Consider the following 26,522-nt stretch of genomic DNA (forward strand, 5'->3'; position numbering starts at 1 on the left):
CTCAGCTGAACAGCGACTTCAGATCCACATCAGCCTTTTCTGCATCGCTGAACACCAGCAACTCGGCAGCCTGGAAGTTGAACAGGCGCGCGACGATCACGTCGGGGAACTGCTCGATGCGCACGTTGTTGAGGTTGACCGCCTCGTTGTACAGCTCGCGGCGGTCGGCGATGCCATTTTCCAGCCCGCTGATGCGCTGCTGCAGGTGCTGGAAGCTGTCGTTGGCCTTCAGCTCAGGGTAATTCTCGGCCAGCGCGAACAGCTGACCGAGGCCGGCGCGCAACCCGCTCTCGGCCTTGCCCAGAGCGCCGACATCATGCTGTTCACGGGCACTGGCCACGGCGCTACGGGCCGTGATCACCCGCTCCAGGGTGGCGCCTTCGTACTGCATGTACTGCTTGCAGGTTTCCACCAGTTTGGGCAGTTCGTCATGACGCTGCTTGAGCAGCACATCGATGTTCGACCAGGCCTTGCTCACCCCATGCTTGAGGCGCACCAGGCCGTTGTACAGGGACACCGCGTAGGCGCCGAGCAGGACGAGGACAACGAGGACGATCACAGCGGTCAGGCTCATGCAGTTTTCTCCAGGCAGAACTGCGATTCAGGTGCTGGCATTCTAGCGGCAGCGTGACGCCTCGGCAGCGATATCCTGCACAGCGATGAATAATGGCCTTTACACATAATGCGAAACATTTGCATTATGCTGCAGTTTTTCAGGTACTACCGAGTACCACTCATATTTCGTACATGCAAAGGACCCCGCCATGATTCGTATGCCCCTGGCCTCCGCCAGCCTGCTGGCCATCGCCATTTCTCTCGCTGGTTGCGGCGAAGACAAAGCCCCTGCCGCCCAGGCTGCCGCGCCTGCTGCTGCCACCGAGAGCGCGGCTCCGGTCAGCGCAGTCAACGTCGACGAAGCAGCGGCAAAGGCCGTGGTCAACCACTATGCCGACCTGGCTCTAGCCGTATTCAACGACGCTGCCAGCACCGGCAAAGCGCTGCAGGCTGCCGTCGATGCGCTGCTCGCCGATCCCAGCGAAGCGACCCTGAAAGCCGCCCGCCAAGCCTGGCTGGCCGCGCGCATTCCCTACATGCAGACCGAAGTGTTCCGTTTCGGCAACCCGGTGGTTGACGAGTGGGAAGGCCAACTCAATGCCTGGCCGCTGGACGAAGGTCTGATCGACTATGTGGCCGACGACTATCAGCATGCCCTGGGTAACCCCGGCGCACAGGCCAACATCATCGCCAACACCGAGATTCAGGTCGGCGAAGACAAGATCGACGTCAGCGAGATCACCGGCGAACTGCTGGCCAGCCTGAACGAGCTGGGCGGTTCCGAAGCCAACGTTGCCACTGGCTACCACGCCATCGAATTCCTCCTCTGGGGCCAGGACCTGAACGGCACCAACCCTGGCGCCGGCGAGCGCCCCTACACCGACTACCTGGTCGGCGAAGGCGCCACCGGTGGCCACAACGAGCGTCGTCGCACTTACCTGAAAGCAGCCACCGACCTGCTGGTCAGCGATCTGGATGAAATGGTCGAACAGTGGAAAGACGGCGTGGAAGGCAACTACCGCAGCGAGCTGGTCGCCGATTCGGCCGACAACGGTCTGCGCAAGATGCTGTTCGGCATGGGCAGCCTGTCGCTCGGCGAACTGGCGGGCGAGCGCATGAAGGTCGCACTGGAGGCCAACTCCACCGAAGACGAGCATGACTGCTTCAGCGACAACACCCACAACTCGCACTTCTACAATGGCAAAGGCATTCGTAACGTCTACCTGGGCGAGTACAAGAAGGTCGACGGTAGCACCCTGACCGGCCCGAGCCTGTCCGAGCTGGTGGCCAAGACTGATGCCCAGGCCGATGCCACGCTCAAGGCAGACCTGCAGGAAACCGAAGCCAAGCTGCAGGCACTGGTCGACAGCGCCGAGAAGAACAACGTGCACTTCGACCAGTTGATCGCGCAAGGCAATGCCGAAGGTCAGCAACTGGTACGTGACGCCATCGCCGCCCTTGTCAAGCAGACCGGTGCCATCGAACAGGCCGCGGGCAAGCTAGGCATCAGCGACCTTAACCCGGACACTGCCGATCACAAATTCTGATCGACATAGCGGACTGAAAAAGCCGGCGCCTCCGCAAGGAGCGCCGGTTTTTTTTTGGCTCTTCGCATAGTGTGGTGAAGGTACGGATTGACACCGTACTGGCAAGTTTGTGTGCGTATCGCTTACTGACTTGGCACCATCCATTACCGCGTCTGCTGAACGTTTGGGTTGCGCCCCTTACGGGCGCCACACCTTGATTCGCTTTGCTCACCCTTCGGGCCAGCCTGCGGCTGTTACTGCGCTTCGCTACGTTTCTTTGCTTGCCCAAGAAAGGTGTGCCAAAGAAGGGCACCCCGACATCCGGGTTTCGCTACGCGAAACTTCCTTCGCTCCGGTGCTGCTCCGGGGGCCGGCTTACAAGGGCCATCCCTGGCCCTTTAAGCGGGGCCGCCGTCGGTATCTCGCCGCATCCATGCGGCTCGCTCCCCTACGCAACACCTCCACTCGGCCTCCTGAAGGGGATCGGGTCGCGAGCTTGCGTAATCTCCACGTAATTAAACTCAGCGGCGTCTGGCTTTTGCTCTTTCACCGCGATCTTACAGACGACGCCCAAATCCCCTTCAGGAGGCCGAGTGGAATCACCGTGGAAGGGGTTGAGCGACATGGATGTCGCGAGAGCTGCGATGGGCCAGGGATGGCCCTTCGCAGCGTGCCCCTGGAGCGGTGATGGAGCGAGGAAACCCCGGCGTAGCCGGGGCCGGATGGTGGGGTGCCCTTCTCTTTGGTTACTTTCTCTTGGGCAAGCAAGAGAAAGTGACTCGCCCGTAAGGGGCGAAACCCTTCAGATCAGACGACGCGCTAACGGATAGTGCCTGCACCGGCAGCTAACATGTAATTGCCAGTCCGGTGTCGGGCGTATCCTCCGCGCGAAAATGCGAAGAACCTTTTTTATTCCTGCTGTCAGCTTCGTGCCACTGCGCTGCGATATTCGCCAGGGCTCACGCCATAAACCTGCTTGAACTGTCGCGACAAGTGGCTCTGATCGGCGAAGCCCAGCTGCATTGCCACGGTGACCGCTGTGCAGCCCGTTTTGAGCAACGCCCGCGCCTGCTCCAGACGCCGCTGCTTGAGCCAGGCATGCGGCGGCAAGCCGGTCGCGCGGCGAAACACCCGAGCGAAATGAAAGGGTGAGAGGTTGACCGCGACCGCCAACTCCTCCAGCGAGGGCGGCTCGATCAGGCGTTCGGCGAGCATCTGCTTGGCGCAAGCCACTGCCCAGGGCTCACGCCCAGGCACAGGCGGCTCGGCGAGCCGCGCGTGACGCTGAAACAACAGCAGAATCGCCTCCCGCCAGGCCAGTTGCTGCTGCAGCGCCTCGGCCCCGTCCTCGAGCAACTGGTGCAGTTGCAGAAAGGCCGCGTGCAAACGCGGATCATGCAGCACGCTGAAGGCAAACGACGGCATGCCGCTCTTGGCCAGGCCCAGCTCCTGCAGCGCCCCCAGTACCTGGGCGTTGCCTGGGTAGAAACCGCGATAGCGCCAACCGTCTTCGTGCGCCCTGGAGCCGGTGTGCACTTCATCCGGGTTGATCAGCACCATGCTGCCCTGAGGTGCCAGATGATCACTGCCCCGATGACGAAAGCGCTGGGCACCATGTTCGATCACGGTGAACACGAAGCCTTCATGCACGTGGGGCGCGAAACGCTGTTCGAGGTAGCGCGCCTGCAACAGCTCGACCCCGTTCAATGCGGAGGCTTGCCAGAAGCGGGTCTGCTCGCGACTGTGCATCAGGCTCAGGCGCCGAAGCCCGCCTCCAGCACCTCACGCAGCGCCGGCCATTCCAGGTCGGTAACGCTGTACAGCACGGTGTCATCGAGACGGCCGTCGGCCAAACGGCGATGGTTGCGCAGCAACCCTTCACGAACGGCGCCAAGCTTCTCGATGGCGCGTTGCGAGCGCAGGTTGCTGGCGGCGGTTTTCAGTTGCACGCGAACCATGCCCCAGTTTTCGAAAGCATGCTTGAGCATCAAATACTTGATGCTGGTGTTCAGCCCGCTGCCATGCTGGTTGTGGTCGAGCCAGGTCCAGCCGATTTCACAAGCTGGCAGGGTATTCATGAAGTCGGCGAAGCGTGTGGTGCCCACCAACTCGTCACCCAGGCGAATGACGAACGGCAGTGCCCGCTGCTCGCGCAGATCGGCCAAGGCGCTGCGGTACCAGTCCAGTCGCTGGGTGCCGCTCATGTACAGCAGCTCCTCGCGATTGACCTCGGCCAACGCAACAAGAGCGGGAATATCCGCATCAGAAAGCGGTTCCAGGCGCAGAGCGCCACGTTGCAAAGTCACCAGCTGCGGCTTGAACATAGGGTCCCTCCTCGGACAGAGTCGCAAACCGACCAAGCTATCAGCCCCAGCGCTGCTGCACAATCGAGTCCCGTCGCAAAGCACGCCTGCTTGGCTGCGACCTTGGTCGCAGCCGACAGACCGAGGCTTTGTGCAACACTGATCAACATCGGCCTCGCCTCGGCGGCCAGGCTCATTTCGTTTCACTGTGCGTTTGGAGTCTGCATGTCGCTGTCCCCCGGGTTGATCGCCGCGGTCGCCCTGATCTACATGGCCATTCTTTTCGCCATCGCCTTCTATGGTGACCGCCGCAGCACGCCCATGCCGCCGAAGATACGGGCCTGGGTCTATTCGCTGTCGCTGGCCGTTTATTGCACCAGCTGGACCTTCTTCGGCGCCGTCGGCCAGGCTGCCGAGCAGCTGTGGTCGTTCCTGCCGATCTACCTTGGCCCGATCATCCTGCTGCTGACCATGCCCTGGGTGCTGCAGAAGATGGTGATGATCAGCAAGCAGGAGAACATCACCTCCATCGCCGACTTCATCGCCGCGCGCTACGGCAAGTCGCAGTCGCTGGCGATCGTCGTGGCGCTGATCTGCCTGGTCGGCGTGCTGCCCTACATCGCCCTGCAGCTCAAGGGCATCGTACTCGGAGTCAACCTGCTGATCGGCGCCCATGCCCAGGATACCGGCACCAGCGCGCAGGACACGGCGCTGATCGTGTCGCTGGCCCTGGCGCTGTTCACCATTCTGTTCGGCACGCGCAACCTCGACGTCACCGAGCACCACCGAGGCATGGTGCTGGCGATTGCCTTCGAATCGCTGGTCAAGCTGCTGGCCTTCCTCGCCGTGGGCGCCTTCGTCACCTTCGGCCTGTACAACGGTTTCAATGACCTGCTGGAACAGGCGCACAACACCGCCGAGCTGGACGACTTCTGGAACGAGGCGGTGAACTGGCCGGCCATGCTGGTGCAGACCGGCATGGCGATGATCGCCATCGTCTGCCTGCCGCGGCAGTTCCATGTCACCGTGGTGGAAAACATCGAGCCCAAGGACCTGCGCCTGGCACGCTGGGTATTCCCGGCCTATCTGGTGCTGGCCGTACTGTTCGTCGTGCCTATCGCCCTGGCCGGGCAGATGCTACTGCCAGCCGGCGTGACACCGGACTCCTTCGTCATCAGCCTGCCGTTGGCCGAAGCCCATCCAAGCCTGGCGGTACTGGCCTTCATCGGCGGCGCCTCGGCCGCCACCGGCATGGTGATCGTCGCCTCGGTAGCGCTGTCGACGATGATCTCCAACGACATGCTGTTGCCCTGGCTGCTGCGCCGGCAGAGCACCGAGCGGCCGTTCGAGGCCTTCCGCCACTGGATGCTCACCGCGCGCAGGGTCAGCATCGTGCTGATTCTGCTGCTGGCCTACGTCTGCTATCGCCTGCTCGGCGAGGGCACCAGCCTGGCCACCATCGGTCAGGTCTCGTTCGCTGCCATTGGCCAGCTGGCACCGGCCATGTTCGGCGCACTGGTGTGGAAACAGGCCAATCGCCGCGGCGTGTTCGCCGGCCTGATCTTCGGCGCCATGCTCTGGTTCTACACCCTGGTTCTGCCGCTGGCGGCACGCGGCATGGGCTGGTCACTGGACAGTTTCCCCGGCCTCACCACCCTGCTCTACGCCCCCATCGGCCTGCAGGTCAACCCGCTGACGCGCGGCGTAGTGCTGTCGCTGGCCGGCAACATGCTGTTGTTTGCCTGGGTCTCCTGGTTCTCGCGCACCCGGGTTTCCGAGCATTGGCAAGCCGGGCGCTTCATCGGCCATGACCTGGGCACCAAACCCAGCAGCCGCAGCCTGCTGGCGGTGCAGGTGGCCGACCTGCTGATGCTGTCCAGCCGTTTCGTCGGCGAAGAACGCGCGCAACAGAGTTTTACCCGCTTCGCCCTGCGCCAGGGCAAAGGCAAGGACTTCGATCCCAACCAACCGGCCAACAGCGAGTGGATCGCCCACACCGAACGTCTGCTCGCCGGTGTTCTTGGCGCCTCCTCGACCCGTGCGGTGGTCAAGGCCGCCATCGAAGGCCGCGAAATGCAGGTCGAGGATGTGGTACGCATCGTCGACGAAGCCAGCGAGGTGCTGCAGTTCAACCGTGCCCTGCTGCAGGGCGCGATCGAGAACATTACCCAGGGCATCAGCGTGGTCGACCAGAACCTGCGCCTGGTGGCCTGGAACCACCGTTACCTGGAATTGTTCGAGTACCCCGAAGGCTTGATCTACGTCGGTCGGCCGATTGCCGAGATCATCCGCTTCAATGCCGAACGCGGCATGCTCGGCGGCGGCGACCTCGAAGAGAACGTCGCCAAGCGCCTGTACTGGATGCGCCAGGGCACCGCGCACAGCTATGAGCGGGTGTTCCCCAACGGCCGGGTGATCGAACTGATCGGCAACCCCATGCCGGGCGGCGGGTTCGTCATGAGTTTCACCGACATCACCGAGTTCCGCGAAGCCGAGCGCGCCCTCAAGGACGCCAACGAAAGCCTCGAACGACGCGTTGCCGAACGGACCCATGAACTGTCGAAACTGAATCAGGCACTGACCGAAGCCAAGGCCCACGCCGAGGCTGCCAACCAGTCGAAGACACGCTTCCTCGCTGCGGTCAGTCATGACCTGATGCAACCGCTCAATGCGGCTCGGCTGTTCTCGGCCGCCCTTTCCCATCAGGACGACGCCCTGCCCGGCGAAGCCCAGGAGCTGGTGCGCCACCTGGACAGCTCGCTGCGTTCGGCCGAGGACCTGATCACCGACCTGCTGGACATCTCGCGCCTGGAGAACGGCCGCATCGCTCCGGATCGCCACCCCTTCGCCCTTGCCAGCCTGTTCGACACCCTCGCCGCCGAGTTCGGCGTGCTGGCCGCCGAACAGGGCATCGACCTGCGCGTGCGCGGCAGCAAGCAGTGGGTCGACAGCGACAGCAAGCTGCTGCGGCGCATCCTGCAGAACTTCCTGACCAACGCCTTCCGCTATGCCAAGGGCCGCGTGGTGCTCGGCGTACGCCGCGAGGGTGACCACCTGCGCCTGGAGGTGTGGGACCGCGGCGCCGGCATCCCCGAGGACAAGCGCAAGGTGATCTTCGAGGAATTCAAACGCCTCGACAGCCACCAGACCCGCGCCGAGAAGGGCCTGGGCCTGGGCCTGGCGATCGCCGACGGCCTCTGCCGCGTGCTCGCCCACCGCCTGGAAGTGCGTTCCTGGCCAGGCAAAGGCAGCGTGTTCAGCGTCAGCGTGCCGCTAGCGCGCCAGCCGGCGGCCAAGCCCAAGGCGGCGGCCGGCAGCGAGGTCAACGGCCAGCCGCTGCAGGGCACCCAGGTGCTGTGCATCGACAACGAGGACAGCATCCTCACCGGCATGCACAGCCTGTTGTCGCGCTGGGGCTGCCAGGTGTGGACGGCGCGCAACCGCCTGGAATGCGAGCACCTGCTCAGTGAAGACGTACGCCCACAGCTGGCGCTGATCGACTACCACCTCGACGAGGGCGAGACCGGCACCGAGCTGATGGCCTGGCTGCGCACGCGCCTGGGCGAGCCGGTGCCCGGCGTGGTGATCAGCGCCGACGGCCGCCCGGAGCTGGTGGCCGAGGTGCATGCCGCCGGCCTCGACTACCTGCCCAAACCGGTCAAGCCGGCCGCCCTGCGCGCGCTGCTCAGCCGTCATCTGGTGTTGCGCGGCTAGGGGGCCGAATGTTTTCCACAGGGCGGGACCACTGCTGAAGGTTTGCCACCTCTACCGCGACGTCCCCCACCGGCATTGGCGCACCAGGCGCCACAGCCTGGCGGGGTACGCGACGCAGGCAAATACGCGGCACTTCATCAATCTGACCGCGCTGCAGAATGCCGGTAGCAACGGCCGGACACGTTCGCACGGTTTCGCGACTCGCGGCGACCCTGCATTCGGGAGCCCCAACCAAGGACTGGACTTGCCAGGCACTGGCGCTACACGAAACCTTCCAGGATCGCCCCAAACGCTGTTTTCAGAACGGCCCAGAGGTTACTGGCACTTTCGTAACGCCAGCCCACCAGGGCAAGCCAGCACTCAACAATGGCTCTTATACCGAGCGATGCAATCGTCATTCGTGGAGCCAGCCATGTTCCTGTTCGCCCGACCATTTAGTTTCCTGCGATGAACGCGCCACTGTCGCGGGATGAACTGTCACCTCGGCAGTTGGACGTGGACAGCGACGGCCTGCGCCTGCGCACCTATATCTGGGACAGAGCCGACGCCCCGACCCTGCTGCTGGTGCATGGCTATCCGGACAACCACGAGATCTGGCGGCCGCTGATCCGCGAATTGGCCGCCGACTACCGAATCGTCGCTTACGACGTGCGTGGCTGCGGTGCTTCCCAGGTGCCGAAGCGCCTGCGCGACTACCGCCTGGAGCAACTCGGTCGCGATCTCGAAGCGGTGGTACTGGCCACCAGCGCGGATCGCCCGGTGCACCTGATCGCCCATGACTGGGGTTCGATCCAGAGCTGGGAAGCGGTAACCGAGCCGCGCATCCAGCCGCTGCTGGCGTCCTACACCAGCATCTCCGGCCCCTGTCTCGACCATGTCGGCCACTGGATGCGCGAGCGCCTGAGCCTGCGTCGACCTGGCGGTCTGTTGCAGGCACTGGGGCAGTTGCTCAGTTCCTGGTACATCGCCTTCTTCCACATCCCGCTGCTACCGGAACTGTGCTGGCAACTGGGCCTGGATCGCGCCTGGCCCAGGCTGCTACGCCGCCTCGAAGGCGTACGCGGCCTGCCGCCGAACCTGACGCAGCGCAGCGATGGCATGCGCGGTGTACAGCTGTATCGCGCCAACTTCATGCGCCGCCTGCTGCGCCCGCGCAAACGCAGCAGTCGCGTGCCGGTGCAACTGATCGTGCCGCTGAACGACCGCTTCGTGCGCCCGCAGCTGTTCGACGATCTGCAGCACTGGGCGCCACTGCTGACCCGCCGTGAAATCCGCGCCGGCCATTGGCAATTGCTGGCCGAACCCACCGCCCTGGCCGGCTGGCTGCGCGACTACGTGAGCCGATTGGAACAGGCCCGTCCTCGCACACAACCCGAGCAAGCGCCCCTGCGCTAGCGGGTAGACGTCGCTCACTCGCCCAGTTCGTCCAGCGCCGGCAGATCGGCAGAGCGCTCGAGCAACTCGCCTGGCAGACTCTTGCTTGCGCGCGCGCCCAGCAGCTTGAGGTTTTCCACACGGCCAATGAGGTTGCCGCGACCGTCCACCAGCTTGTTACGGGCACTGGCGTAAGCCTTGTCCAATTGCTGCAGACGGCTGCCCATCTCGTCCAGATCGGCGACAAAGGCAACGAACTTGTCGTACAGCTGGCCGGCACGCTCGGCGATCTCGCGCGCATTCTGGCCCTGCCGCTCCTGACGCCAGAGGCTGTCGATCACCCGCAGGGTAGCCAGCAAGGTAGTCGGGCTGACGATCACCACCTGCTGCTCGAAGGCCTCCCGGAACAGGTCCGGCTCGGCCTGCAACGCCGCAGCGAAGGCCGCCTCGATGGGCACGAAGAGCAGGACGAAATCCAGGCTGTGCAGACCTTCGAGGCGCTGGTAATCCTTGCCGGAGAGGCCCTTGAGGTGACTGCGCAGAGAGATCAGGTGTTGCTTGAGGGCCTGCTGGCGGACCGGCTCGTCCGCAGCCGCGACATACTGCTGGTATGCGCTGAGGCTGACCTTGGCATCGACAATCACCTGCCTGTCGCCCGGCAGGCGGATGAGAACGTCAGGCTGAAAGCGCTCGCCACCAGCGCCCTTGAGGCTGACCTGAGTGTGATACTCGCGCCCCTTCTCCAGGCCGGCATGCTCCAGCACTCGCTCCAGCACCAACTCGCCCCAGTTGCCCTGAGTCTTCTGGCCCTTGAGCGCGCGGGTCAGATTGGTCGCCTCGTCGCCCAGGCGTTGGTTGAGCTGCTGCAGACGCTCCAACTCCTTGCTCAGGGAAAAACGCTCACGCGCTTCTTGCTGATAACTTTCGTCGACGCGCTTCTCGAATGCCTGGATCCGCTCCTTAAGTGGGTCGAGCAACTGGCCGAGACGCTGCTGGCTGGTCTCGGCGAAGCGCTGCTCGCGCTCATCGAAGATCTTCGTCGCCAGTTCGGAGAACTGGGCGCGCAGCTCGTTGCGCGCGCCCTGCAGATCATCGAGGCGCTGTTGCTGGTTATCGCGATTTTCCTGCAACTCGGCAGCCAGCGCCGCACACTCGGCGGTGAGCCGACGCAGTTCAGCTTCGTTACGTTCGCGCTGCTGATTCCATGACTGCGCGGCCTCGCGGGCAATCTGCCGCTCCTGCTGCAGCAGCTCGTTCTCACGGCGCAAACCGGCCAACTCGGTTTGCTGCTCCACCTTGATCTCGCTGACCTCGGCCAACTCGGCGCGACAATCATCGAGTTGCGCCAGCAAACCGGCCTGGCTCAGTTGCGCATGCTCCAGGCGTTCCTGCAACAGCGCCTGCTCGCCTTGCGCGCGAGCCAGCCGGCGCTGCAAGGACCAAAGGCCGGCCAATAACGGAACCAGCGCAACGACGGTGCCGATGGCGAGAGAGAAGGGATCGATTGGCATAGACGCTCCATGTTTGACCGCCGTGCAGTATACCCGCCGGCGATTTACACGGGGTCAGCACGCAATCAGCGCGACAGACGCTCCAGCTCCAGCTGAGCACTGCGATCGCCTGCGCGGGCAGCCTGGCGTAGCAGTTCATAACCGATACGGCGATCACGGGTATTACCGCAGTCGCGACAGAGCAATTGGCCCAACCGACTTTGTGCCTGCACACAGCCTTTGCGGGCAGGCTGCTTGAGCAGGTTGCCGGCGATGCGTTTGACGCTCGGTGTTTGTCCCAGACGCGGACTGTCGAGCAGCCACAGCGCAACGCGCATGGGCAGACGAGAAGAACCGGAACGAGTTGCAGGGGATGAAGAAGGCAAGGCGCGAGGCATAAATAAAGGGGGGTGACTGCCGGGGCGCGCCACTCTACTCCTTTTTTCTCGAAGGTAAAGTCTTGCCTGCCAGATCGATTGCGGCTGCCAGAAAGAGTTTCCTCACAATCCACAGAAGCTGTGGATAACTCCGTGCACAACTTGGGCGAAAGAACTCACAGGCCTGATGCCATGGGGCTCGCAGTCAAACTGTCGATTTTTTCACCAATGGAAAAAGTGCATATTTTTCATTGACTTAAAAATCAACCACGGAAAATCAAGCGGTTAGCGGCGTTTCTGACAGTGATGTGACAGCCTGCTTCAGCATTGTGCACAACTCCCTGCGACAGATCCGCGCAGCGCTCTGTTTCGGGGCATCTGACGCGCCAGCGCAGGCGTTACGCGGGGTGCGGCAATTGCCCCTGCACCAGAAACTGCTCCCAGTGAAACAGCCGTGGTTGATCCGGCGTTTGCGCATGCTTGAACGCCACGTACTCGCTCGTGGTTTCACACAACCAGGCCGTCAGATTACGCGGACGCTTCTCCACGAACGCAGCCGGCACGTAGAGCGCCACATTGCTGCCACCGTCAGGACAGCGTGCCGAGCGGTACTCGAAAGCCTGAATGCCCGCCGCGCGCATCGACGTACCGAGACGCTGAGGCACGCTGTAATCACTGGGGTGAGCCAACAGTGCGTCATGTTGAGCGAAAGGCGACTGTTGCAACTGGATACCGTGCTCGACGCGGTAACGCGCCTCGAAGGTCGAATGCTCGGAGAGGATGCGGCCACTGGGCGGCGGCACGACCATGCCATTCCACAATACGAAACGGTAGTAGGCGGCCTCGGCCATCGCCGTTTGCAGACGCTGAGCGGCGTAGAACAGGCTGGGTTCGTGCACGCGGCCGAAGCGCGAGCCCCAACGCAGCGGCGGATAACGAAACGGCGTCTTCAGCAGGTAGTGCAACGGCTCGGCGGCTTCAGGCAGCGGCGGCTTGCTGCTCTCGAGCAGTTCCTCGAGCAGGGTCTGCTCGGCCAGGTTATCCACCAGTTGCAGGGTCGCAACCTGGGCCTGGCTCTCCACCATGCGCAACAGCTTGCCGCGCAGCGGTCGCACCTGTCGCTCGCCGTCGCATAGTTGCCAGATATCCATGGCGATCACTCCTAAGCGTGGAGCCTGCTAGAGCCTGCTTTTAACCCAGCAGGGCCGACGCGCAGCAGGCTTTGAGCAGGCTCTCAGACCTTGCCGCGAATGGCGTCCAGATACTCGACAACACGCACCAGCCCCTGCACCTGACTCATCTGCTGCAGCGGAATACCTGCCAGATGGCGATTTTCGGTGCGCAGAAAATGGCGCATGTCCTGCTGATTGCCGCCAAACAGGGCAAACAGCGCGCGATAGGCGCGTATCAGCAACAGCGCCAGCTCGCCGGTCTTGCTCTGCGGACGCAAACCACCCTGCTCACTCCAGCGGCTGATGGCACTGCGATGGACGCCAACGATGTCGGCCAGCTCCTGCTGCGTCAGCCCCAGTTGCTCACGGGTATTGAGCAGGGCTTTAGCCAGTACCGCATCGGCATCGGGCTGAGAGCGAGTCACAGCACTCATCACATCCTCCTTCGCTCGTTTACGACAAAATAAATATTGAAAGCTGTAAATACACAATAGCACGGAAAGCCGCTTGGCACCCACTCGAGCATGGGGTACCGTCCAGTGGACCGCACCGAGCAAGGAACACTCATGAGTCGCCGGCGTTTCTGGCTGAGCACCTGTGTAGCGATACTGGCGCTGCTGTCGCTACTGGCCTGCTATGTCGGCTACCGCGTGCAGCAACTGTTCGAGGAGCAGCGCATCGTGCTGGACTGGCAGCGGCTTAGCCTTTCCTGGCGAGGCTTGCAGTTCCAGGATGCAAGCCTGGTACAACGTAGTGACGGCGAGCTGCTGGTGCAAAGCGGCCAGTTGCAACTCTACTGGCTGGCCAGTGAGGTGCCTCGCTACCGCCTGGTTGCGCAGGACCTGCGCCTGTCGTGGCAGCCCGCGCAGGGAGAATCCGAAAGCCCGAGCGACAGCGATCTGACCGGACTCCTGGAAACCCTGAGCAATGCCCTGCCATGGCTTCCACGGCACATCGAACTGCGCAACGCCCAAGCGCAACTGCCCTGCGCCAGCGGCCGCTGCACACTGCAGGGCGACGTCGACCTACGACTGCTGGACGATACCCTGCAGTTGCATACGCTGCTGTTGCGCGCAGCCCACAAGGCGAAGTTGCAAGCACAACTGCAGGGGCTGGGCAGTGAGCTGAACAGCCCGCGACAGCTGCAGTTGAACCTGCATCTCGATGATCAACCGCAGATCGCCCTGCATAGCAACTTGCAGGCTCAGGCCGATGCCCTGCAATGGAGCGGCGAGCTTGAGGTTACCGCGCTGCAGGATATGGCCTGGCTCGCCGAATGGCTGAGCGAATGGACGCTACTCGAGGCTGACGCTCTGCCAGCCACGCCCCGACAGGCCGGGATGAACGCCCAGTGGCAGTTGCAGGTACCGCAGATCCCCCCTACGTTCAGCGAACTGCTGGCCACCTCCGGGTGGCTGCGGGTCGATGCGCAGCTACCGCAGCCTTGGCCGCTTCCCGGCGTCGGCCTGGTCAGCGGTGAGCTGGCGCTCGATCTCAGCAATACCCTGGGCAGATGGCAGGCCCGGCGTTTGAACGCCCAACTGCAGCTCGCCACGCAGAACGCGCCTTGGCTGGCGTCGCTGCCGAGCGGCCTGCGGCCACAGCAATTGCAACTGCACCTCGCGCCTCTGGATGGCGCTGCCAATGAGGCGCTGGCCCTGCTGTTGAACGTCAGCGGCCACGGCCCGCTGGAACTGCAGGCAGATGCCGAGCTTGCCCTGCACCAATCCTCCGACTGGGCACTCGACGTTCGACACCTGCAGCTCGAAGCGCGCAGCAAACGCATGGACCTGGCTGACAGCCGTCTCGATGACCTGCATCTGAGCCTTGGCCTCAAAGGCAACGTCACGCAGCAGCAGGTGCAGCTCAGCCTGGCCGACAGCTCGCGCCTCGACGTCCAGCGCCTGCGCGGCGCCGAGCTTGACCTGCAGCAAGCTCAAGCGACGCTGGCCGGCATCACCCTGAGCGGCCCCCCAAGCACACCGACCCTGTCCGGCCCGCTGGGCCTGCGCATCCAACGCCTGCACCATCCACAATTGCAGGCCCAGGGCTGGCAATGGCAGGGACGCATCAACGCCGACAATGGCAGCCAGGCCCTCGACGGCGCACTACTGGCCGATTCAGGCCTGAGCATGGCCCTGCGTCTGGACAACACGACCAGCGCGCTGAACCTGAATGCCACCCTGGACGAGCTGTTCCTGCGCGCCGGCAACCCACTGGCACAAACCCTGGCCGACTGGCCGCCGCTAATGACCTTGGAAAACGGCCGTATTCAGGGCAACGCCAGCCTCAACCTGCCCAGCGGCAAGCCCCTGCAACTCAAGGCCAGCCTGACCGGCAAGGGCCTGGCCGGCATCTATGACCGCACCACCCTGAGCGGTCTCGATGCCGAACTGCGGCTGCAGCTGAACGGCGACCGACTTCGCCTCGACCTGCCTCAGTTGAGTGCCAAGCAGCTCGATCCCGGCATCGAGCTCGGCCCCCTGCGGCTGCAGGCCAGCTACCAGGCCAGCCTGCAACGACCACTAGCAGGCAGCCTGACCCACCAGCGCGCCGAACTGGGCATTCTCGGCGGTAGCCTGAGCCTGGCACCGGCGACCTGGGCACTGGAACAACCCAGCCATCTGCTGCCCCTGCGGCTCAGTGACCTGGATCTGCAAGAGCTGTTTCGCGTCTACCCAGCCGAAGGGTTGGCCGGTAGCGGGCTGATCGACGGCACCCTGCCGCTGCGCCTGGCTGGCGCCATCAGTATCGAACAGGGCCTGATCGAAGCCAGGCCCCCGGGTGGGCAGCTGCGTTTTCATTCACCGCGCATCCGCGCCATGGGTCAGGCCAACCCGGGCATGAAGCTGGTCACCGACGCGCTGGAAGACTTCCACTACGATCTGCTCAGCAGTAGCGTCGACTATGATCAGTCCGGCACACTGCGGCTGGGCATGCGCCTGCATGGACAGAACCCGGCCATAGAGAAAGGCAGGCCCATCCATTTCAACATCAATCTGGAAGAAGACATCCCGGCCTTGCTGGCCAGCCTGCAGCTGACCGACAAGGTCAGTGGCATCATCCAGCAACGGATTCAGCAATGGATGCGCCAGCGTGTCCCCCAAGAGCCAAAGGAGTAGCGCCATGCGCAAGTACCGCCTCCTCGCAGTCCTGAGCCTGGGGCTGCTGTGCCAGGCCTGTACCCCGACGGTACAACTGGCGATGCCGAACGAGCCGATCAACATCAACCTGAACGTCAAGGTCGAGCACGAAATCTACATCAAGGTGGACAAGGCGCTGGACAGTGTATTCAACGAAGACAGTGGTCTGTTTTAAGCCTGCCGCACAAGTTCTACGGAGAGAGACGATGATTCGATACATTTCGACCCTGCTGCTGGCATTGAGCCTGAGCCTGCCGGCATACGCACTGAACCTCAACCAGGCCATGAGTGCCCTGGGCGAAGCCAAGGCCAGCGGCCAGCTCGGCGAACAACCCAACGGCTACCTGGGCGTGGTCAAGCCTGGCGGCCAGGCCGACGAAATTGCCCGCCTGATCAACCAGGCGCGCCGCGCCGAATACCAGAAGGTGGCCAAGGACAATGGCATCAGCCTGAGCGACGTGGAAGCCATTGCCGGCAAGAAGGCCATCGAGCGCACGCCCAAGGGCCAGTACATCCAGCTGAACGGCCAGTGGCTGCAGAAGTAAAAAGCCTGCGGCAGAATCGGGTAGGAGGCGGGGTCACCCCGCCGTCCTCCCACACCACCGTACGTACGGTTCCGTATACGGCGGTTCCTGCCTACTGACAAACAGCATCAGCGAGCTTGGTTCCGTTGATGTGTCGCCTGCGGTAGCTAAGCGCCCAGACCGGCCCTCGGAGTTTCCGACTCCTACCTCCTGATGGTCTCGACCACCGCTGTTCACGGCGTTTCTGCTTTACGCTCCAACAGAGAGCACACCTGACTATCCACTCATGACAGGTTCAGCCCTTCATCGCTCCGGTTTCCAGCAACTACTACGGCCTCTGCTGACTTCTGTTCGCCCATCCCGTCACCTCTCGGGGCCGGTAGCACATGGCAGGCCAAACAGATCTCCCAGGGTAATTCGCGCGACCTTCCTGCTTATGCCTGTCGGATTTACGTCGTAGCGTTCCGTGCAAGTTGTAGCGCCGCGCGAAAAATAGCGGCGTTGCGCGCGATAAATGCAGCGAGCTGATTCTTTCACATACGGCAAATGAATTGCCAAACTCACGGTGGTGGCGGGTTCGTATGGTCGAACTGCCACCGCTGCCTCTGCAGGCTCTCAATCCCTCCCCGCACCGACCACACCTCTGCAATGACCTGACCCACGTAGGTGGTCGTCAGAGTCGCTGTGGTGCCGCTTACACCTGTCTGGCTGGCCAGTACCGCGTTGGTATCGGCGCGTAGCAACCGGCAGCTATAGGTGGAGCCAGCCTCGGGTCCAATACTGCCCAGGGTGGTGTCGATCAGCTGGTCGGCCTGGCCCAATCTATCCCGGTGGGCCCAGGCCAGTACCACGTCGCCCTCAATACTGGAGGGCCAGCTGCTCCCGCCGATGGTGAACTGCCCCGGCGGGTATGGCCGGCCCTGGCGCCCACCCAACAGCAGGCTATCAGTGCCCGCCAGGCCAGAGTCGAGCTGGCCGATGCTGGTGTTGGTCAGCAGCCTGGCCTGCATGGTGACGCCCGAGGAGTACTCGGTCTCGTCGGTACCCTCGAACGTGTCGTAGAACCACACCCGCGCCCCTGCCGCATGCTCACGCGGCACAGTGTCAGCACAGCCGCGACCTAACGTCACCGCACCAGAAACCAGGTTGATAGCATCCACCCGCACAATCTCGTCATCGAGCAGCGCCGCCTGGCCGAGGCTGACGCGCTCCAGGTCGATGCCGGCAGTCAGGGTGGCCGAGGTGGCCGAGATGCTCAGCGCCCCCACCAACTGCGCTGTGGGGCACCAGTCGGCAATGCCGCGATCAACGAACGAACCGCTGGCGCCTGGCCGGGTGGTGAGGCTGTAGCTGAGCGAGAGTCCAGTGGGTTTGGCAGCCAGTGTCGACAACCATGCCGCAGTCACGTCCAGCAGCGCCAGGTTGGCCGGGTCGATCAGCCCAGCCAGCTCGCGATACGGCACCTCCATCAGTCGCCGCAGGCTGACGGCCTGCGGCGTGCGATCGGGCGGCACGTAACCGCTGGGCGGTACCGCAACGAAGGATGCCGAGGGCAGGCCGAACACGTCCTCCAGGGCGGTGACGGTGATCGCCCCGGATGCCAGGGTGCCGTCCTCGATCCGCCCAGCGCGTAGCACGATGGTGTCGATACCGCGCTTGAGCGAGCGCACCCGGAACGGCTCGCCGGGCCCGAGCTTCCAGCCGCGGCGGTCGAGGCGCACCTTGAACTTGCGCAGGTTGCTGCCCTTCACCCGCATGTCGCGCCCAACCACGCGGCCGGCAAGCTCGGCGGTCGGCAGACCTGGGTAGCTGACCACCTCGCCGGCCGGGCCGCCCTGGGCCTGGGCGATGGGGGCGTTGACCGCGCGGGCGCGGCGGGTCTCACCGCTGATGGCATCGGTGTACTCGACGAACAACTGGCTCGGCGCGATCAGCGCGCTGCTGGTCTCGTCCTCCTCGATGCTCAGCAGCCCGGAGTCCTCGTCGAACAGCGGCAACGTCTCGACGTCGTAGTCATCGCGGATCAGCGTCAGGGTGATCAGCCCGGTGCGGCGATCGGGCCCGACGTAGGCACCGATGTGATCGGTGATCTGGTCGCGGAACTCGCTGAGCGGCGTTGAGCGCTTCCACTCCAGGCACAGGCCGAAACCCTCGTTGAACAGCCTGAGCGCGGCGGCGCGCCACGCCGCATCATCCATCATGCTGCGATCTAGGCCGCGCCCCCAGTCCCGGTTGGTGTAGGTCTCGTAGAGGATGTGCGCCGGGTTCATGGCCCGGACTTGGCCACCGACGAGGTCGATCGCGCAGGTTTCCGGGTACCAAACCGCGCCGTCCCAGCCTTTCAGGCGGCGGTAGCGCAGCAGCTCCCAGGGTTTGGGGTACGGGTTGATCGAGGTCACCAGGCCGGTGAAGAAGCCGCCGCAGAAGCCACGGAACGCCGGCACCAGGCCGCCCAGCGCAGCAGCCAGCCGGCTGTTTACCGGCTGATCCTCCTCGCCGAACATCACGTCGAGCTGGCCCTGGATACCGCCTTCGCCCTTGTCGCCGCCGAACAGGTTGGGCGCGTCGATGTTGATCGCCTGATTACTGGTGACGTTGCCGGTCCAGGCATTCTTGCCACTGGCGCGGATGGCCAGCAGGCCGTCCATGGCCTTGCCGATGGCGAAGTGGATATCGAACGAATAGCGAAAGCCGACCGTCTGCGCCTTATTCTTGCTGCCCATCTGCGGCCTCCATCGTGCGCGCGTGCTCCACCAGGTGGGCGGCCAGCGCATTACCAGTGTCGAGTAGCTGCTGCGCGGGAATGCCCTCGCGCACGAAGGCCAGCCAGTCGAGGCCGTGCTCGGCGAAGAAGGTGCGGCTTTGCCTGGCGCAGTAGCCAGTGCGGGTGGTCCAGGTCGGCACCGTGTGCAGGTGCTGGATGGTCACGATCAGCTCGCTGCTCACTTCTTGCCCCCCTTGCTCTTGATTGCCTGGCTACGCTGGTTGCGCACGCTCAGCACCATCCAGTCCTTCGTCCAGCATTGGCCGAACAGCACCGACTTCTCGGTGCCTTCATCGGCGCGCGGGAAGTCGAAATCGGCGAACGCCGCCGGCTTGGGCTTCTTGGGTTTTGGCTGGGTGGCGTACTGGATGAGGTAGGACGCCACCAGGATTGCGATCTGTACCCACATGGCTAGAACACCTGCTCGCCGTCGAAGGGGCTCTTGCCATCCATATGTGGCGTCGCCCGAAGGTTGAGTAGGTTGCCGAACTTGCTGCTGCAGGTAGCGGCAGTGAAGTCGCAACCGGGGTACACCCGGATCGCCTGGCCGGCACCCAACCCGACGATGCCGTCGAGCAGCTGCAACACGGAACCCACGTGCGTCTCGATATGCCGGCTGTCGTACTCGCCCGAGCTGATCGGCCACTCGACATAGCCACCGTTGAACCAACCGTCCGGGTAGCTGGCGAACTCGCCCGAGCTGATGGTCCTGCCGGCCAGGCTCTGGATGGTGGTTTCAACGCGGTGCAGATTGCGATCGACACCGCACTTCGTGGAGTAGAGCGTGGTGGTGCAGGTACGGCTGTGGGTGTCGATCAGCCCCGGACGCTCCATCGAACTCTCGATGTCCTGGACGGTGATGGTGCAAGTGTCCAGGCGCGGCCACTTCACGCTGGAGATCGAGCCGGTGAGCCGGTGGACGATCTCGCTCTCGCCGTAGTGCATATCGAGCACGCGCAGGTAGATCTCGGCGCTGGGCCGACTGCCGCGCCAGGGCTGAGCGACCTCGATGTCGGCCGGCGCGGTGATCACTAGCGAATCCTGCTTGGCCACGCCGCTCTGGCGGATGCCGTTGTCGCTGATGCCGCCGCGCAGCGTGCGGTACACCTGCGTGCCGACGGTGATATCGCGGTCGCTGCTGTTGTATAGCCAGCGCATCACCCCACGAATGAACTCGTAGAGACGGATCGGCATGCCGGCGGCGAGTGAGACCTCGCGGCTGTCAAAACTCATCGTCACGCTCCTCGCGAAACACCGTTGCCCATGCGGCAACACCTTCGCTGTCGGTCATGTGCTCGATCTCCTGCACGTCGCTCTCGAAGCGCATCAGGTTCATCCAGCTGATGCGCGCGACCTGGTGCGGCTGCACCTCGACGCCCAGGGCGCTGTCCAGGCCGACGCGCTCGACCTGGATGTCGAGTTCGGTCGAACCGATCAGCCGGCGCATGAATACAGAACCGTCGAACAGCTCGATGCGGATATCGCGCCGTCCGGGCTTGCCGTTGCTGAATCGGGTGTAGCCGATGTTCTCGATATCCAGGGTGGTGGCCACCGCCGAAATGGCTGCGACCAGGGTCAGATCGTCCATATGACTCGGTACCCATACGACCTTCTGGCGCCCGCGCATGCCATAGATGAACGAACGCACCAGCGCACGAGCCTCCCGGCCGAGATCGAGGTGGCGCTGGCCGAGCATCTGCAGGGCGCGGCGCGCGGTGTCGGTGATCAGTGGCTGGGCGAAGCCGCTGTCCAGCGTCGAGCGCAGGCGCTGCGCGGCGTGGGTAAGGTTGTCGGTGTCATCCGGGCGCCGATCCCACACCGGCCGCCCTCTATATAAAGTGGAAGGCAGCCACTCCGGCCAGTCGCTTGGCTCGACGACCAGGAACTGCACCTCGGCCTCGACCAGGCGATCGGAGAGTTTGCTCAGCGATGGCTCATCGAGCAACTGCGCCGCGCGCGCTGGGTACAGGCGCGAGCCGGCCGGCCAGGCCAGCTGCGTGTTGCGCTTGAGCTGCAGGCCGTTGCTGAGTACGTCGAGGATCTCCACCGTCTCGCTGGTGAAGGCATCCTCGCCACGCAACATGGCCAGGCCGCCGTCGCGGAAATCGAGGTGCTGCGTGCTGCAGGGAATGAATGCAGAGTCGGCGGCGATGCCCACCTGCAGCAGCTGGATATCGGGCCAGATCGGGATCGACCAGATACGATCGCTCCAGCCGAACAGCGCGAGATCGAGCAGCTGCCGCTCGCGCCCTTCGGCATACATTGGCCCAGTGAACTCGCGGCGCGGCGCCAGGCGCAGTTGGCGGCGCTGGCTGGCTGCCGACTCGCTCTGCAGAATGTCGGTAGAGGCGCTCAGGCGCTCGCGGATGCCATCGCCCCAGTCCGGCACGAAGGTCCAGGCGATGATTCGGTTGGCTGTGATGCGTAGGCCGGCCGAGTGGTCCTTGTCGAACTGCCAGGCCACGACTGTATCGAGCACAGGCTGGCCGTCTGGGGTGACAGTGACATTCCATGCCAGCTCCATCAGAGCAGGGAACAGCAGCGGCGGCGCCGGCTGGCCGCTGATCTCGATACCCTCGTCCAGGCCGGTGATACTGCTCAGCGTCCTCGGCTCCAGAAACGCGTTCCACAGAAAAACCGGGCTCGTCTGCGCCGAGACGACGTTGCCGAGGTCGAGCTGCTGCGGACTGATGTGAAAGCGGTGGTACCAGTCGTCGACGTGGGCGCGCATGCGTTGGCCGCTCAGACCCCGGCCATTGGCGGCGACCGGCCAATGGGTTGTCAGGGGTGCCTGACCGGTGCGCTGGGTATCGCTGACGTAGGGCGATGGGTCGAACTGGTTGACCCAGGCGAACGCCCAGTGGTCAGTGGTCAGGTTCGGGTTGTCGATACCGCCCTGGATAGGGCGCACCGATTGGCCGCTGAGAACGGCCACGGCTATGGCCCCTCGTAGCGGATGGCCCAGCCGAAGGTGCCGGTGTGAGTGGCTGGGGCAGCGCTACCATTGCGGGCGGCCGTGTTCTTTCTATAAAACGGCAGCACCATCCAGCGGTCACTGCCGATCTGGATGACCTCCCCAGGTGAATAGTTATCGACCCTGGTATACCGCGCGTGTTCTAGATCGACCGTCAGGCTCAGTCTGTTGGATGGTCTGACTTTATAGGCGCGTATAGGCAGCAGAACCGCCTCGCTGTTCCAAGCGTTCGGCAGCAGGCCGATCAGAGGTACAACTGGCGATATACCGACGGAGACAGCGCCAACTGACTGCCCCGACCACCAGCCCTGACTATCCAAATCTGAATGCACCCAATGTTCGTGGAAGTTGGTGTTGCCGCCAGTGGTGGTGCGCCAAAATATGGCAGGGCAGCCATAACCCCACGACTGGCCTGCGCCATCTGTAGGTTCAATTGCCGGGTTATTGTTGTTTCCGGCCGGCACCGATGCTGCAACCCACATACCCGTGCCAAGCAAACCAGCCACAGCTGATTGCCCAAATGCACACCACAGGTAGAAATCGACGCCGAACCTGATAACGCAATAAACCTCTGCGTCGAAAACAAAGAACGTGTACTCAACAGGCCAGGTGATAGCGGTCCCCATCTGCCCCATGCGGACAATACTGGGCGCATCACCCGCACCTGCGCTCGTGCGCCCCAACAGCGTCAGATAACCACCAACAATCTGCAGCCGCACAAACATCACGCCCTTGCTCAACACCTCAGTGCCGCCATTCCAGGTCCAGCCGTCGGCCACACAGGCAGCAACCAACGCCGTTCTCACTGCGGCCATGTCATTCGCCGAGCCACTGTAGAAAGCCATTAGTCGTCCATCCTCAGTGCGTAGTAGTCGGTATGCCCGGTGCGCCATACGTCCTGGATCACCACGTAATCCACCCCGTCGACGGTCAGAGTGTTTTCCACTGCGTTGTCGAAGCCGGAGATATAGAAGACCCCGTCCAGCGCGCCCCAGAGGTTGGCGCTGTTGTCGTGCAGCTCGACTGGCAGCAGGTGATAGATGCCGCCGGTGTCGCGCAGGTTGGTGCTGGTCAAACCGACTCCAGTGCCAGTGATATAGCTGTTACCCCAGGGGTAGCAGAGCGGCTGAAGCCAGTTGTCGTTACTGCGCAGCCCCATGGCCGGCCGGTTCCCCTTGAAGTAGCCGGAGTGTCCGGTATCGCTGAAGCGCGTTGCGGTGGCGCCAGTGAGCATGCCGCCGCAAACCACAGGGTACGGATATTGGCTCGGGCGGCCGTAGGGCAGGCACTTGCCGACGTAGGCGCTCTCATAAACCGGAGTCCCCACCTTCATAGCCAGCGCGATGCGCTGCGGGTTGAGGGTCAGCCAGTAGTCGATGCGGTTGTTGTGCGCCGGCACGCCGCTCAAGCGTGCGCCGGGCTGGGTGTCGAAGGTATTGCCCGCCACGTAGCCGGTGAACACACCCGCCAGCAGGTTGTAGTAGTCCGCGCTGGCGTCCTGGTAGGTGCGAAAGCCGACGAAGATCTCCTCTTGCCCGGTGTAGCCCACGCCCTTGAGGATCAACTCGCGGTTGGCCGGCACCGTGTCATAGCGCAGTACCGTCCAGCCATTCGCTGCAGCGAAGTCGCGGATGGTCTCCAGCATTTTGTAGTGGGCGAGTACGCCGCCCGAGTTGTCGACGAAGCTGATTTGATGAGGCATGTCAGAGTCCCAGTAGCTGGCGCACTTCGGCGCCGTGTTGTTGCAGGTAAACCATGAAGTGCTCCTGGCCAGCTTTGCCCCAGGCCATGCCAGCAACGTCCTCGGGGCGCTGTACGGCGTAGAGGTTCACACCGTTCTTGATGGTGGTACTGCTCTTGGCCGGCTCGGCCAGGCGGGTGTTGCCCAGACTCGGCGCCGACAGCGCAGGTGCCGGCACGCCGGCAAGGCCTCCGGTGTTGTGGCGGGCCCAGCGCGACATGGCCCAGTCATCGAGCGCGGCCAGGCCGCGGGCGTTGAAGTCGTGCAGGAATGCGAGCGCTCCGGGCTGCTGCACGACGGCGGCACGGGTGACGAACTCGTAGTTGGAGAGCCAGGTGGGAATGCTGTCGCTGGTGGTGGTGCCAGGGCCCAGGACGTGGCCACCCTCGGCGAAACCGAACGCGCCGGTGTACGCCCCGGCACCGGCCGCGCCGCCGGCGCCGCCGAACATCGAGAGTAAGCCCAGCCCACCGGCGCCGGCACCGGCCGAGCCCGCACTGGCGGCAGCCAGGCTGGCCGCGGCCGCCTGGATAGCTGCTGCACCCGTCACCAGGGTGGCGCCGGCAGCGGAGAGTGCGCCGGCAGACGTGGTAACGGCCGCGGCGCCGGTGGCCAGCTCCGCACCTTGCTGCCCACCACCGCCAAACAGCCCCATCACGCTATTGGTGAGCCCCTCGGCGATGTTGCGGGCGGCCATTTGGGCCAGGGCATCTGCCACGCTCTGGCCTAGGGCGGTGACGGCCTCGCGCAGGTTCATGGTGCCGCGCGCCAGCCCCGATAGCGCAGAGGAAAGGCCGCTCTCAATGCCGGTGCGTAGGGTCTCCTGCAGCAGCGTGGTGGTGGCGCGCAAGCGGTTGGCCTGGGCGTCCAGGTTGTCGAGGGCCTGCTGTGCGGATGCGCCGATCGCACCGGGCATCTGCGCCATCTCGGCCAGCAGCGGGCGGATCTCCTGCAGCTGTGCGTTGGTCTGGCGGTGAATCTCCAGAATCCGCTCGCGCGCGCCGACTTCACTCAGCAGCCCAGCCTGCTGCTCGGCCTGTACCGATTGTTCCTGGCGGGTCTGCTCGGCCAGTACCTGGTCGTACCGGCGCTGGATCTCATTGAAACGAATCTGCGCCTGCTCGACATTCACCAGGCCGTCGATGATGGCCAGGCCGGCGGTATCGCCGCGCTCGCGCAGGCGGGTCATCAGCTCGCCATAGCGCTGCTCGATCTCGATGGTCAGCGCCTCGGCGTCGCGGCCCTCGGCGCGCAGCAGCTGGGCGCGCAGGCCTGCAATCTGCTTGGCATCGGCATCGAGCTGCTGCTTGCGCTCCTCGGCGGCGATCACCGCCTGGGCGGCGATGGCGCGATCGCGCAGGGCACCGGTGAGGCCCTTCTCGGCCAGCTCGTAGGCGCGCACCTGGTCGGTGCTCAGGCCGATCAGCGCGGCGCTGCGCTCCAGGCCGCGCACGTATTGTTCCTGCTGGCGGGTCTGCTGCTCGCTGGCTTGCGCCGCCGCCTTGCTCGCTTCGCCACTGGCCCGCTTGGCGTCGATCTCCTGGGCGTAACGCAGCAGGGCCTGCTGTTGGGCTGCATCCAGCTCGCCCAGCTCGCCGCGCTCGATGGCGTAGCGCACACGGGCGGCTTCGCTGGTGACGCCGAACAGGTCGGACTGTTTTTGCAGGTTGGTAAGGAGTTTTTCGTACTCCTTGTTGACCACCTTGACCTCTTCGACTTCACCGCCACCAGTTGTGGTCGGCGCCGGAGCTGGTTTGCCCTGGCCACGAGCAGCCAGAATCAGGTCGCGCTCTGCCTCCATCTGGGCCTTGAGCTGCTTGAGTTCTGCCTCTGAGGTGAAGAGGTACATCAGGGGTGTATCCGAATCACCCTTGATGGCACGATCCACAGCGCGTATCTCGACCGCGAGGCGCTCCAGTGGGTCGAGGTTCCCAGTAAGCGACTTGATACTGGCACTGACGTTGGCGAATAGATCGCCCATGGCTACCGTGGCTTCAGCCGCCACAGTGGTCAGACTGGCCACCAAACCGATCAGGACGCTGAATGCTTCCTTGGTGGCCGGGTCGCTCATCACGCGGGTCAGCTCCTCGATCGCCTCACGGGCACCGACCAGACCTTCGCTGCCGGTGTCGCCTTCCAGGAGATCGCCGAATGCGTTCTTCAGCGCCTCGATGCTGCCGCCAAGGGTGTCACGGGCTGCACGGGCACTGCCGCCCATCTGCGTTTCCAGCTCGGCCAGGATGATCTTCTGGGCGTCAATGATTCGGCCAGACTCAACCAGGGTCTTGATCTGCTCCTTCTGCTGCTCGGTGAACTGGACGCCGACGCGCGACAGGGCGGCCACGCCCTGGATGGGATCGTTGAGCGCCTTACCCAGCTGGATGGCCGAGGACTTGAGGTCTTGACCCATTGCGGTGCTCATGTCGAGCACCGTCTCCAGAGCCCGGGGGAACACCTCGCGGCCGATCTTGGTGAAGGTGAGCAGCAGAGACTGCGCCGGGATCACCGCCTCGTCGCCGTAGGTGGTCACCTGCTGCATGGCGCTGGCCATCTCCAGCAGCTCGTCGCGGGTCAAGCCAGCGGCGCCGCCAGTCGAGCGCAGGCGCTGTTCCAGCTGGGCGGTGACTCGCTCCTGCTCGATGGTGGCGCTAATCACCGCCTTATAGATGGCACCGCCGGCAATCGCGGCAGCCACATTGCCGATGGTCTTGCCCAGCTTCTCCATATCGCGGCTGGACGACTCGGCCTGGCGGCCGTTGGCCTCGACAGCACCCTCCAACTGCTGCAGCTCACCGATCGCCTGCTGCAGATCGGCGCGGATGCGCATTGCCAGTTCGAGGTTCTTGCCTGCCAGAGCCATGGGGT

21 protein-coding genes are annotated in these 26,522 nt (G+C 64.0%); 6 read left to right on the plus strand and 15 right to left on the minus strand.

The features are described from left to right. Position 1: 1 nt before the first annotated feature. A complete protein-coding gene (locus N5J71_RS00710; RefSeq protein ID WP_279916085.1) occupies positions 2-574 on the minus strand; it encodes a LemA family protein in 573 nt (190 codons plus the stop codon). Between the two features lie 190 nt (positions 575-764). On the opposite strand from N5J71_RS00710, the gene N5J71_RS00715 reads away from it, so the two are divergent. Continuing rightward, positions 765-2,102 (plus strand): imelysin family protein, encoded by a 1,338-nt coding sequence (locus tag N5J71_RS00715; RefSeq protein WP_279916087.1) that lies wholly within the window; start codon positions 765-767, stop codon positions 2,100-2,102. A 900-nt stretch (positions 2,103-3,002) separates the two neighbouring features. On the opposite strand, the gene N5J71_RS00720 is transcribed toward N5J71_RS00715, so the two are convergent. Together N5J71_RS00720 and N5J71_RS00725 are read right to left on the minus strand one after the other, a co-directional pair. Continuing rightward, complete coding sequence (locus N5J71_RS00720; RefSeq protein WP_279916089.1) at positions 3,003-3,830, minus strand: helix-turn-helix transcriptional regulator; 828 nt, start codon at positions 3,828-3,830, stop codon at positions 3,003-3,005. Between the two features lie 5 nt (positions 3,831-3,835). Next, positions 3,836-4,405, minus strand: a complete 570-nt coding sequence (locus tag N5J71_RS00725) for a GNAT family N-acetyltransferase (RefSeq protein WP_074682658.1) — start codon at positions 4,403-4,405, stop codon at positions 3,836-3,838. A gap of 204 nt (positions 4,406-4,609) precedes the next feature. Between N5J71_RS00725 and N5J71_RS00730 the strand changes: the two genes are divergently transcribed. Beyond that, positions 4,610-8,098 (plus strand): hybrid sensor histidine kinase/response regulator, encoded by a 3,489-nt coding sequence (locus N5J71_RS00730; protein WP_279916090.1) that lies wholly within the window; start codon positions 4,610-4,612, stop codon positions 8,096-8,098. Between the two features lie 447 nt (positions 8,099-8,545). After that, positions 8,546-9,493, plus strand: coding sequence for an alpha/beta fold hydrolase (locus N5J71_RS00735; RefSeq protein WP_279916092.1), 948 nt, complete (start codon positions 8,546-8,548; stop codon positions 9,491-9,493). Positions 9,494-9,507: 14 nt separating this feature from the next. Here N5J71_RS00735 and N5J71_RS00740 read toward each other — a convergent pair whose 3' ends face one another. The 4 genes from N5J71_RS00740 to N5J71_RS00755 all read right to left on the minus strand — a co-directional run bounded on the left by N5J71_RS00740 (position 9,508) and on the right by N5J71_RS00755 (position 12,945). After that, complete coding sequence (locus N5J71_RS00740; protein WP_074860042.1) at positions 9,508-10,983, minus strand: DNA recombination protein RmuC; 1,476 nt, start codon at positions 10,981-10,983, stop codon at positions 9,508-9,510. A gap of 65 nt (positions 10,984-11,048) precedes the next feature. Continuing rightward, a complete protein-coding gene (locus N5J71_RS00745; RefSeq protein ID WP_017675070.1) occupies positions 11,049-11,300 on the minus strand; it encodes an SEL1-like repeat protein in 252 nt (83 codons plus the stop codon). A gap of 437 nt (positions 11,301-11,737) precedes the next feature. Continuing rightward, positions 11,738-12,490 carry an RES family NAD+ phosphorylase gene (locus N5J71_RS00750; RefSeq protein ID WP_003462580.1) on the minus strand — a complete coding sequence of 251 codons (753 nt, stop codon included), beginning with the start codon at positions 12,488-12,490 and terminating at the stop codon, positions 11,738-11,740. 83 nt (positions 12,491-12,573) lie between these two features. Next, complete coding sequence (locus tag N5J71_RS00755; protein ID WP_003462583.1) at positions 12,574-12,945, minus strand: XRE family transcriptional regulator; 372 nt, start codon at positions 12,943-12,945, stop codon at positions 12,574-12,576. Positions 12,946-13,077: 132 nt separating this feature from the next. Between N5J71_RS00755 and N5J71_RS00760 the strand changes: the two genes are divergently transcribed. From N5J71_RS00760 to N5J71_RS00770, 3 genes are read left to right on the plus strand one after another with little or no spacing between them, the layout of a single operon-like run. Beyond that, the gene (locus N5J71_RS00760; RefSeq protein WP_084340548.1) at positions 13,078-15,633 is read left to right on the plus strand and encodes an intermembrane phospholipid transport YdbH family protein; all 2,556 of its coding nucleotides are present in this window, start codon (positions 13,078-13,080) and stop codon (positions 15,631-15,633) included. A 4-nt stretch (positions 15,634-15,637) separates the two neighbouring features. Then, complete coding sequence (locus tag N5J71_RS00765) at positions 15,638-15,829, plus strand: YnbE family lipoprotein (RefSeq protein WP_017675074.1); 192 nt, start codon at positions 15,638-15,640, stop codon at positions 15,827-15,829. Between the two features lie 31 nt (positions 15,830-15,860). Further along, positions 15,861-16,199, plus strand: coding sequence for a YdbL family probable chaperone protein (locus N5J71_RS00770; protein ID WP_125873643.1), 339 nt, complete (start codon positions 15,861-15,863; stop codon positions 16,197-16,199). Between the two features lie 539 nt (positions 16,200-16,738). On the opposite strand, the gene N5J71_RS00775 is transcribed toward N5J71_RS00770, so the two are convergent. From N5J71_RS00775 to N5J71_RS00810, 8 genes are read right to left on the minus strand one after another with little or no spacing between them, the layout of a single operon-like run. After that, a complete protein-coding gene (locus N5J71_RS00775; protein ID WP_279916093.1) occupies positions 16,739-18,901 on the minus strand; it encodes a hypothetical protein in 2,163 nt (720 codons plus the stop codon). After that, positions 18,885-19,112, minus strand: a complete 228-nt coding sequence (locus N5J71_RS00780) for a hypothetical protein (protein ID WP_279916160.1) — start codon at positions 19,110-19,112, stop codon at positions 18,885-18,887. Before N5J71_RS00780 ends, N5J71_RS00775 begins: the two co-directional genes overlap by 17 nt. Positions 19,113-19,120: 8 nt before the next feature. Beyond that, a complete protein-coding gene (locus N5J71_RS00785) occupies positions 19,121-19,351 on the minus strand; it encodes a hypothetical protein (protein WP_213664315.1) in 231 nt (76 codons plus the stop codon). A 2-nt stretch (positions 19,352-19,353) separates the two neighbouring features. Next, positions 19,354-20,175: a phage/gene transfer agent baseplate hub protein gene (locus N5J71_RS00790; protein ID WP_279916095.1), complete on the minus strand. Its 822-nt coding sequence runs from the start codon at positions 20,173-20,175 to the stop codon at positions 19,354-19,356. After that, entirely contained in the window at positions 20,165-21,877 is a 1,713-nt protein-coding gene (locus N5J71_RS00795; RefSeq protein WP_279916097.1) for a hypothetical protein, read from the minus strand. The genes N5J71_RS00790 and N5J71_RS00795 overlap by 11 nt, the downstream gene beginning before the upstream one ends. 2 nt (positions 21,878-21,879) lie before the next feature. After that, complete coding sequence (locus tag N5J71_RS00800; protein ID WP_279916099.1) at positions 21,880-22,761, minus strand: hypothetical protein; 882 nt, start codon at positions 22,759-22,761, stop codon at positions 21,880-21,882. After that, the gene (locus tag N5J71_RS00805; RefSeq protein WP_279916100.1) at positions 22,761-23,618 is read right to left on the minus strand and encodes a hypothetical protein; all 858 of its coding nucleotides are present in this window, start codon (positions 23,616-23,618) and stop codon (positions 22,761-22,763) included. The genes N5J71_RS00800 and N5J71_RS00805 overlap by 1 nt, the downstream gene beginning before the upstream one ends. Before the next feature lies 1 nt (position 23,619). Beyond that, positions 23,620-26,517 (minus strand): phage tail length tape measure family protein, encoded by a 2,898-nt coding sequence (locus N5J71_RS00810; protein ID WP_279916101.1) that lies wholly within the window; start codon positions 26,515-26,517, stop codon positions 23,620-23,622. Positions 26,518-26,522: the final 5 nt, after the last annotated feature.

The sequence above is a fragment of the Ectopseudomonas oleovorans genome, from assembly GCF_029845265.1.
In the GTDB taxonomy this organism is placed as follows: domain Bacteria; phylum Pseudomonadota; class Gammaproteobacteria; order Pseudomonadales; family Pseudomonadaceae; genus Aquipseudomonas; species Aquipseudomonas oleovorans.

Excerpts from the sequence above, each read along its gene's own strand:
- N5J71_RS00800 (WP_279916099.1), bottom strand. The coding sequence starts at position 22,761 with ATGGCTTTCTACAGTGGCTCGGCGAATGACATGGCCGCAGTGAGAACG.
- N5J71_RS00750 (WP_003462580.1), bottom strand. The coding sequence starts at position 12,490 with ATGGATATCTGGCAACTATGCGACGGCGAGCGACAGGTGCGACCGCTG.
- N5J71_RS00775 (WP_279916093.1), bottom strand. The coding sequence starts at position 18,901 with ATGGGCAGCAAGAATAAGGCGCAGACGGTCGGCTTTCGCTATTCGTTC.
- N5J71_RS00765 (WP_017675074.1), top strand. The coding sequence starts at position 15,638 with ATGCGCAAGTACCGCCTCCTCGCAGTCCTGAGCCTGGGGCTGCTGTGC.
- N5J71_RS00725 (WP_074682658.1), bottom strand. The coding sequence starts at position 4,405 with ATGTTCAAGCCGCAGCTGGTGACTTTGCAACGTGGCGCTCTGCGCCTG.
- N5J71_RS00810 (WP_279916101.1), bottom strand. The coding sequence starts at position 26,517 with ATGGCTCTGGCAGGCAAGAACCTCGAACTGGCAATGCGCATCCGCGCC.
- N5J71_RS00730 (WP_279916090.1), top strand. The coding sequence starts at position 4,610 with ATGTCGCTGTCCCCCGGGTTGATCGCCGCGGTCGCCCTGATCTACATG.
- N5J71_RS00710 (WP_279916085.1), bottom strand. The coding sequence starts at position 574 with ATGAGCCTGACCGCTGTGATCGTCCTCGTTGTCCTCGTCCTGCTCGGC.
- N5J71_RS00720 (WP_279916089.1), bottom strand. The coding sequence starts at position 3,830 with ATGCACAGTCGCGAGCAGACCCGCTTCTGGCAAGCCTCCGCATTGAAC.
- N5J71_RS00770 (WP_125873643.1), top strand. The coding sequence starts at position 15,861 with ATGATTCGATACATTTCGACCCTGCTGCTGGCATTGAGCCTGAGCCTG.
- N5J71_RS00740 (WP_074860042.1), bottom strand. The coding sequence starts at position 10,983 with ATGCCAATCGATCCCTTCTCTCTCGCCATCGGCACCGTCGTTGCGCTG.
- N5J71_RS00785 (WP_213664315.1), bottom strand. The coding sequence starts at position 19,351 with ATGTGGGTACAGATCGCAATCCTGGTGGCGTCCTACCTCATCCAGTAC.
- N5J71_RS00745 (WP_017675070.1), bottom strand. The coding sequence starts at position 11,300 with ATGCGCGTTGCGCTGTGGCTGCTCGACAGTCCGCGTCTGGGACAAACA.
- N5J71_RS00735 (WP_279916092.1), top strand. The coding sequence starts at position 8,546 with ATGAACGCGCCACTGTCGCGGGATGAACTGTCACCTCGGCAGTTGGAC.
- N5J71_RS00715 (WP_279916087.1), top strand. The coding sequence starts at position 765 with ATGATTCGTATGCCCCTGGCCTCCGCCAGCCTGCTGGCCATCGCCATT.
- N5J71_RS00790 (WP_279916095.1), bottom strand. The coding sequence starts at position 20,175 with ATGAGTTTTGACAGCCGCGAGGTCTCACTCGCCGCCGGCATGCCGATC.
- N5J71_RS00755 (WP_003462583.1), bottom strand. The coding sequence starts at position 12,945 with ATGAGTGCTGTGACTCGCTCTCAGCCCGATGCCGATGCGGTACTGGCT.
- N5J71_RS00760 (WP_084340548.1), top strand. The coding sequence starts at position 13,078 with ATGAGTCGCCGGCGTTTCTGGCTGAGCACCTGTGTAGCGATACTGGCG.
- N5J71_RS00805 (WP_279916100.1), bottom strand. The coding sequence starts at position 23,618 with ATGCCTCATCAAATCAGCTTCGTCGACAACTCGGGCGGCGTACTCGCC.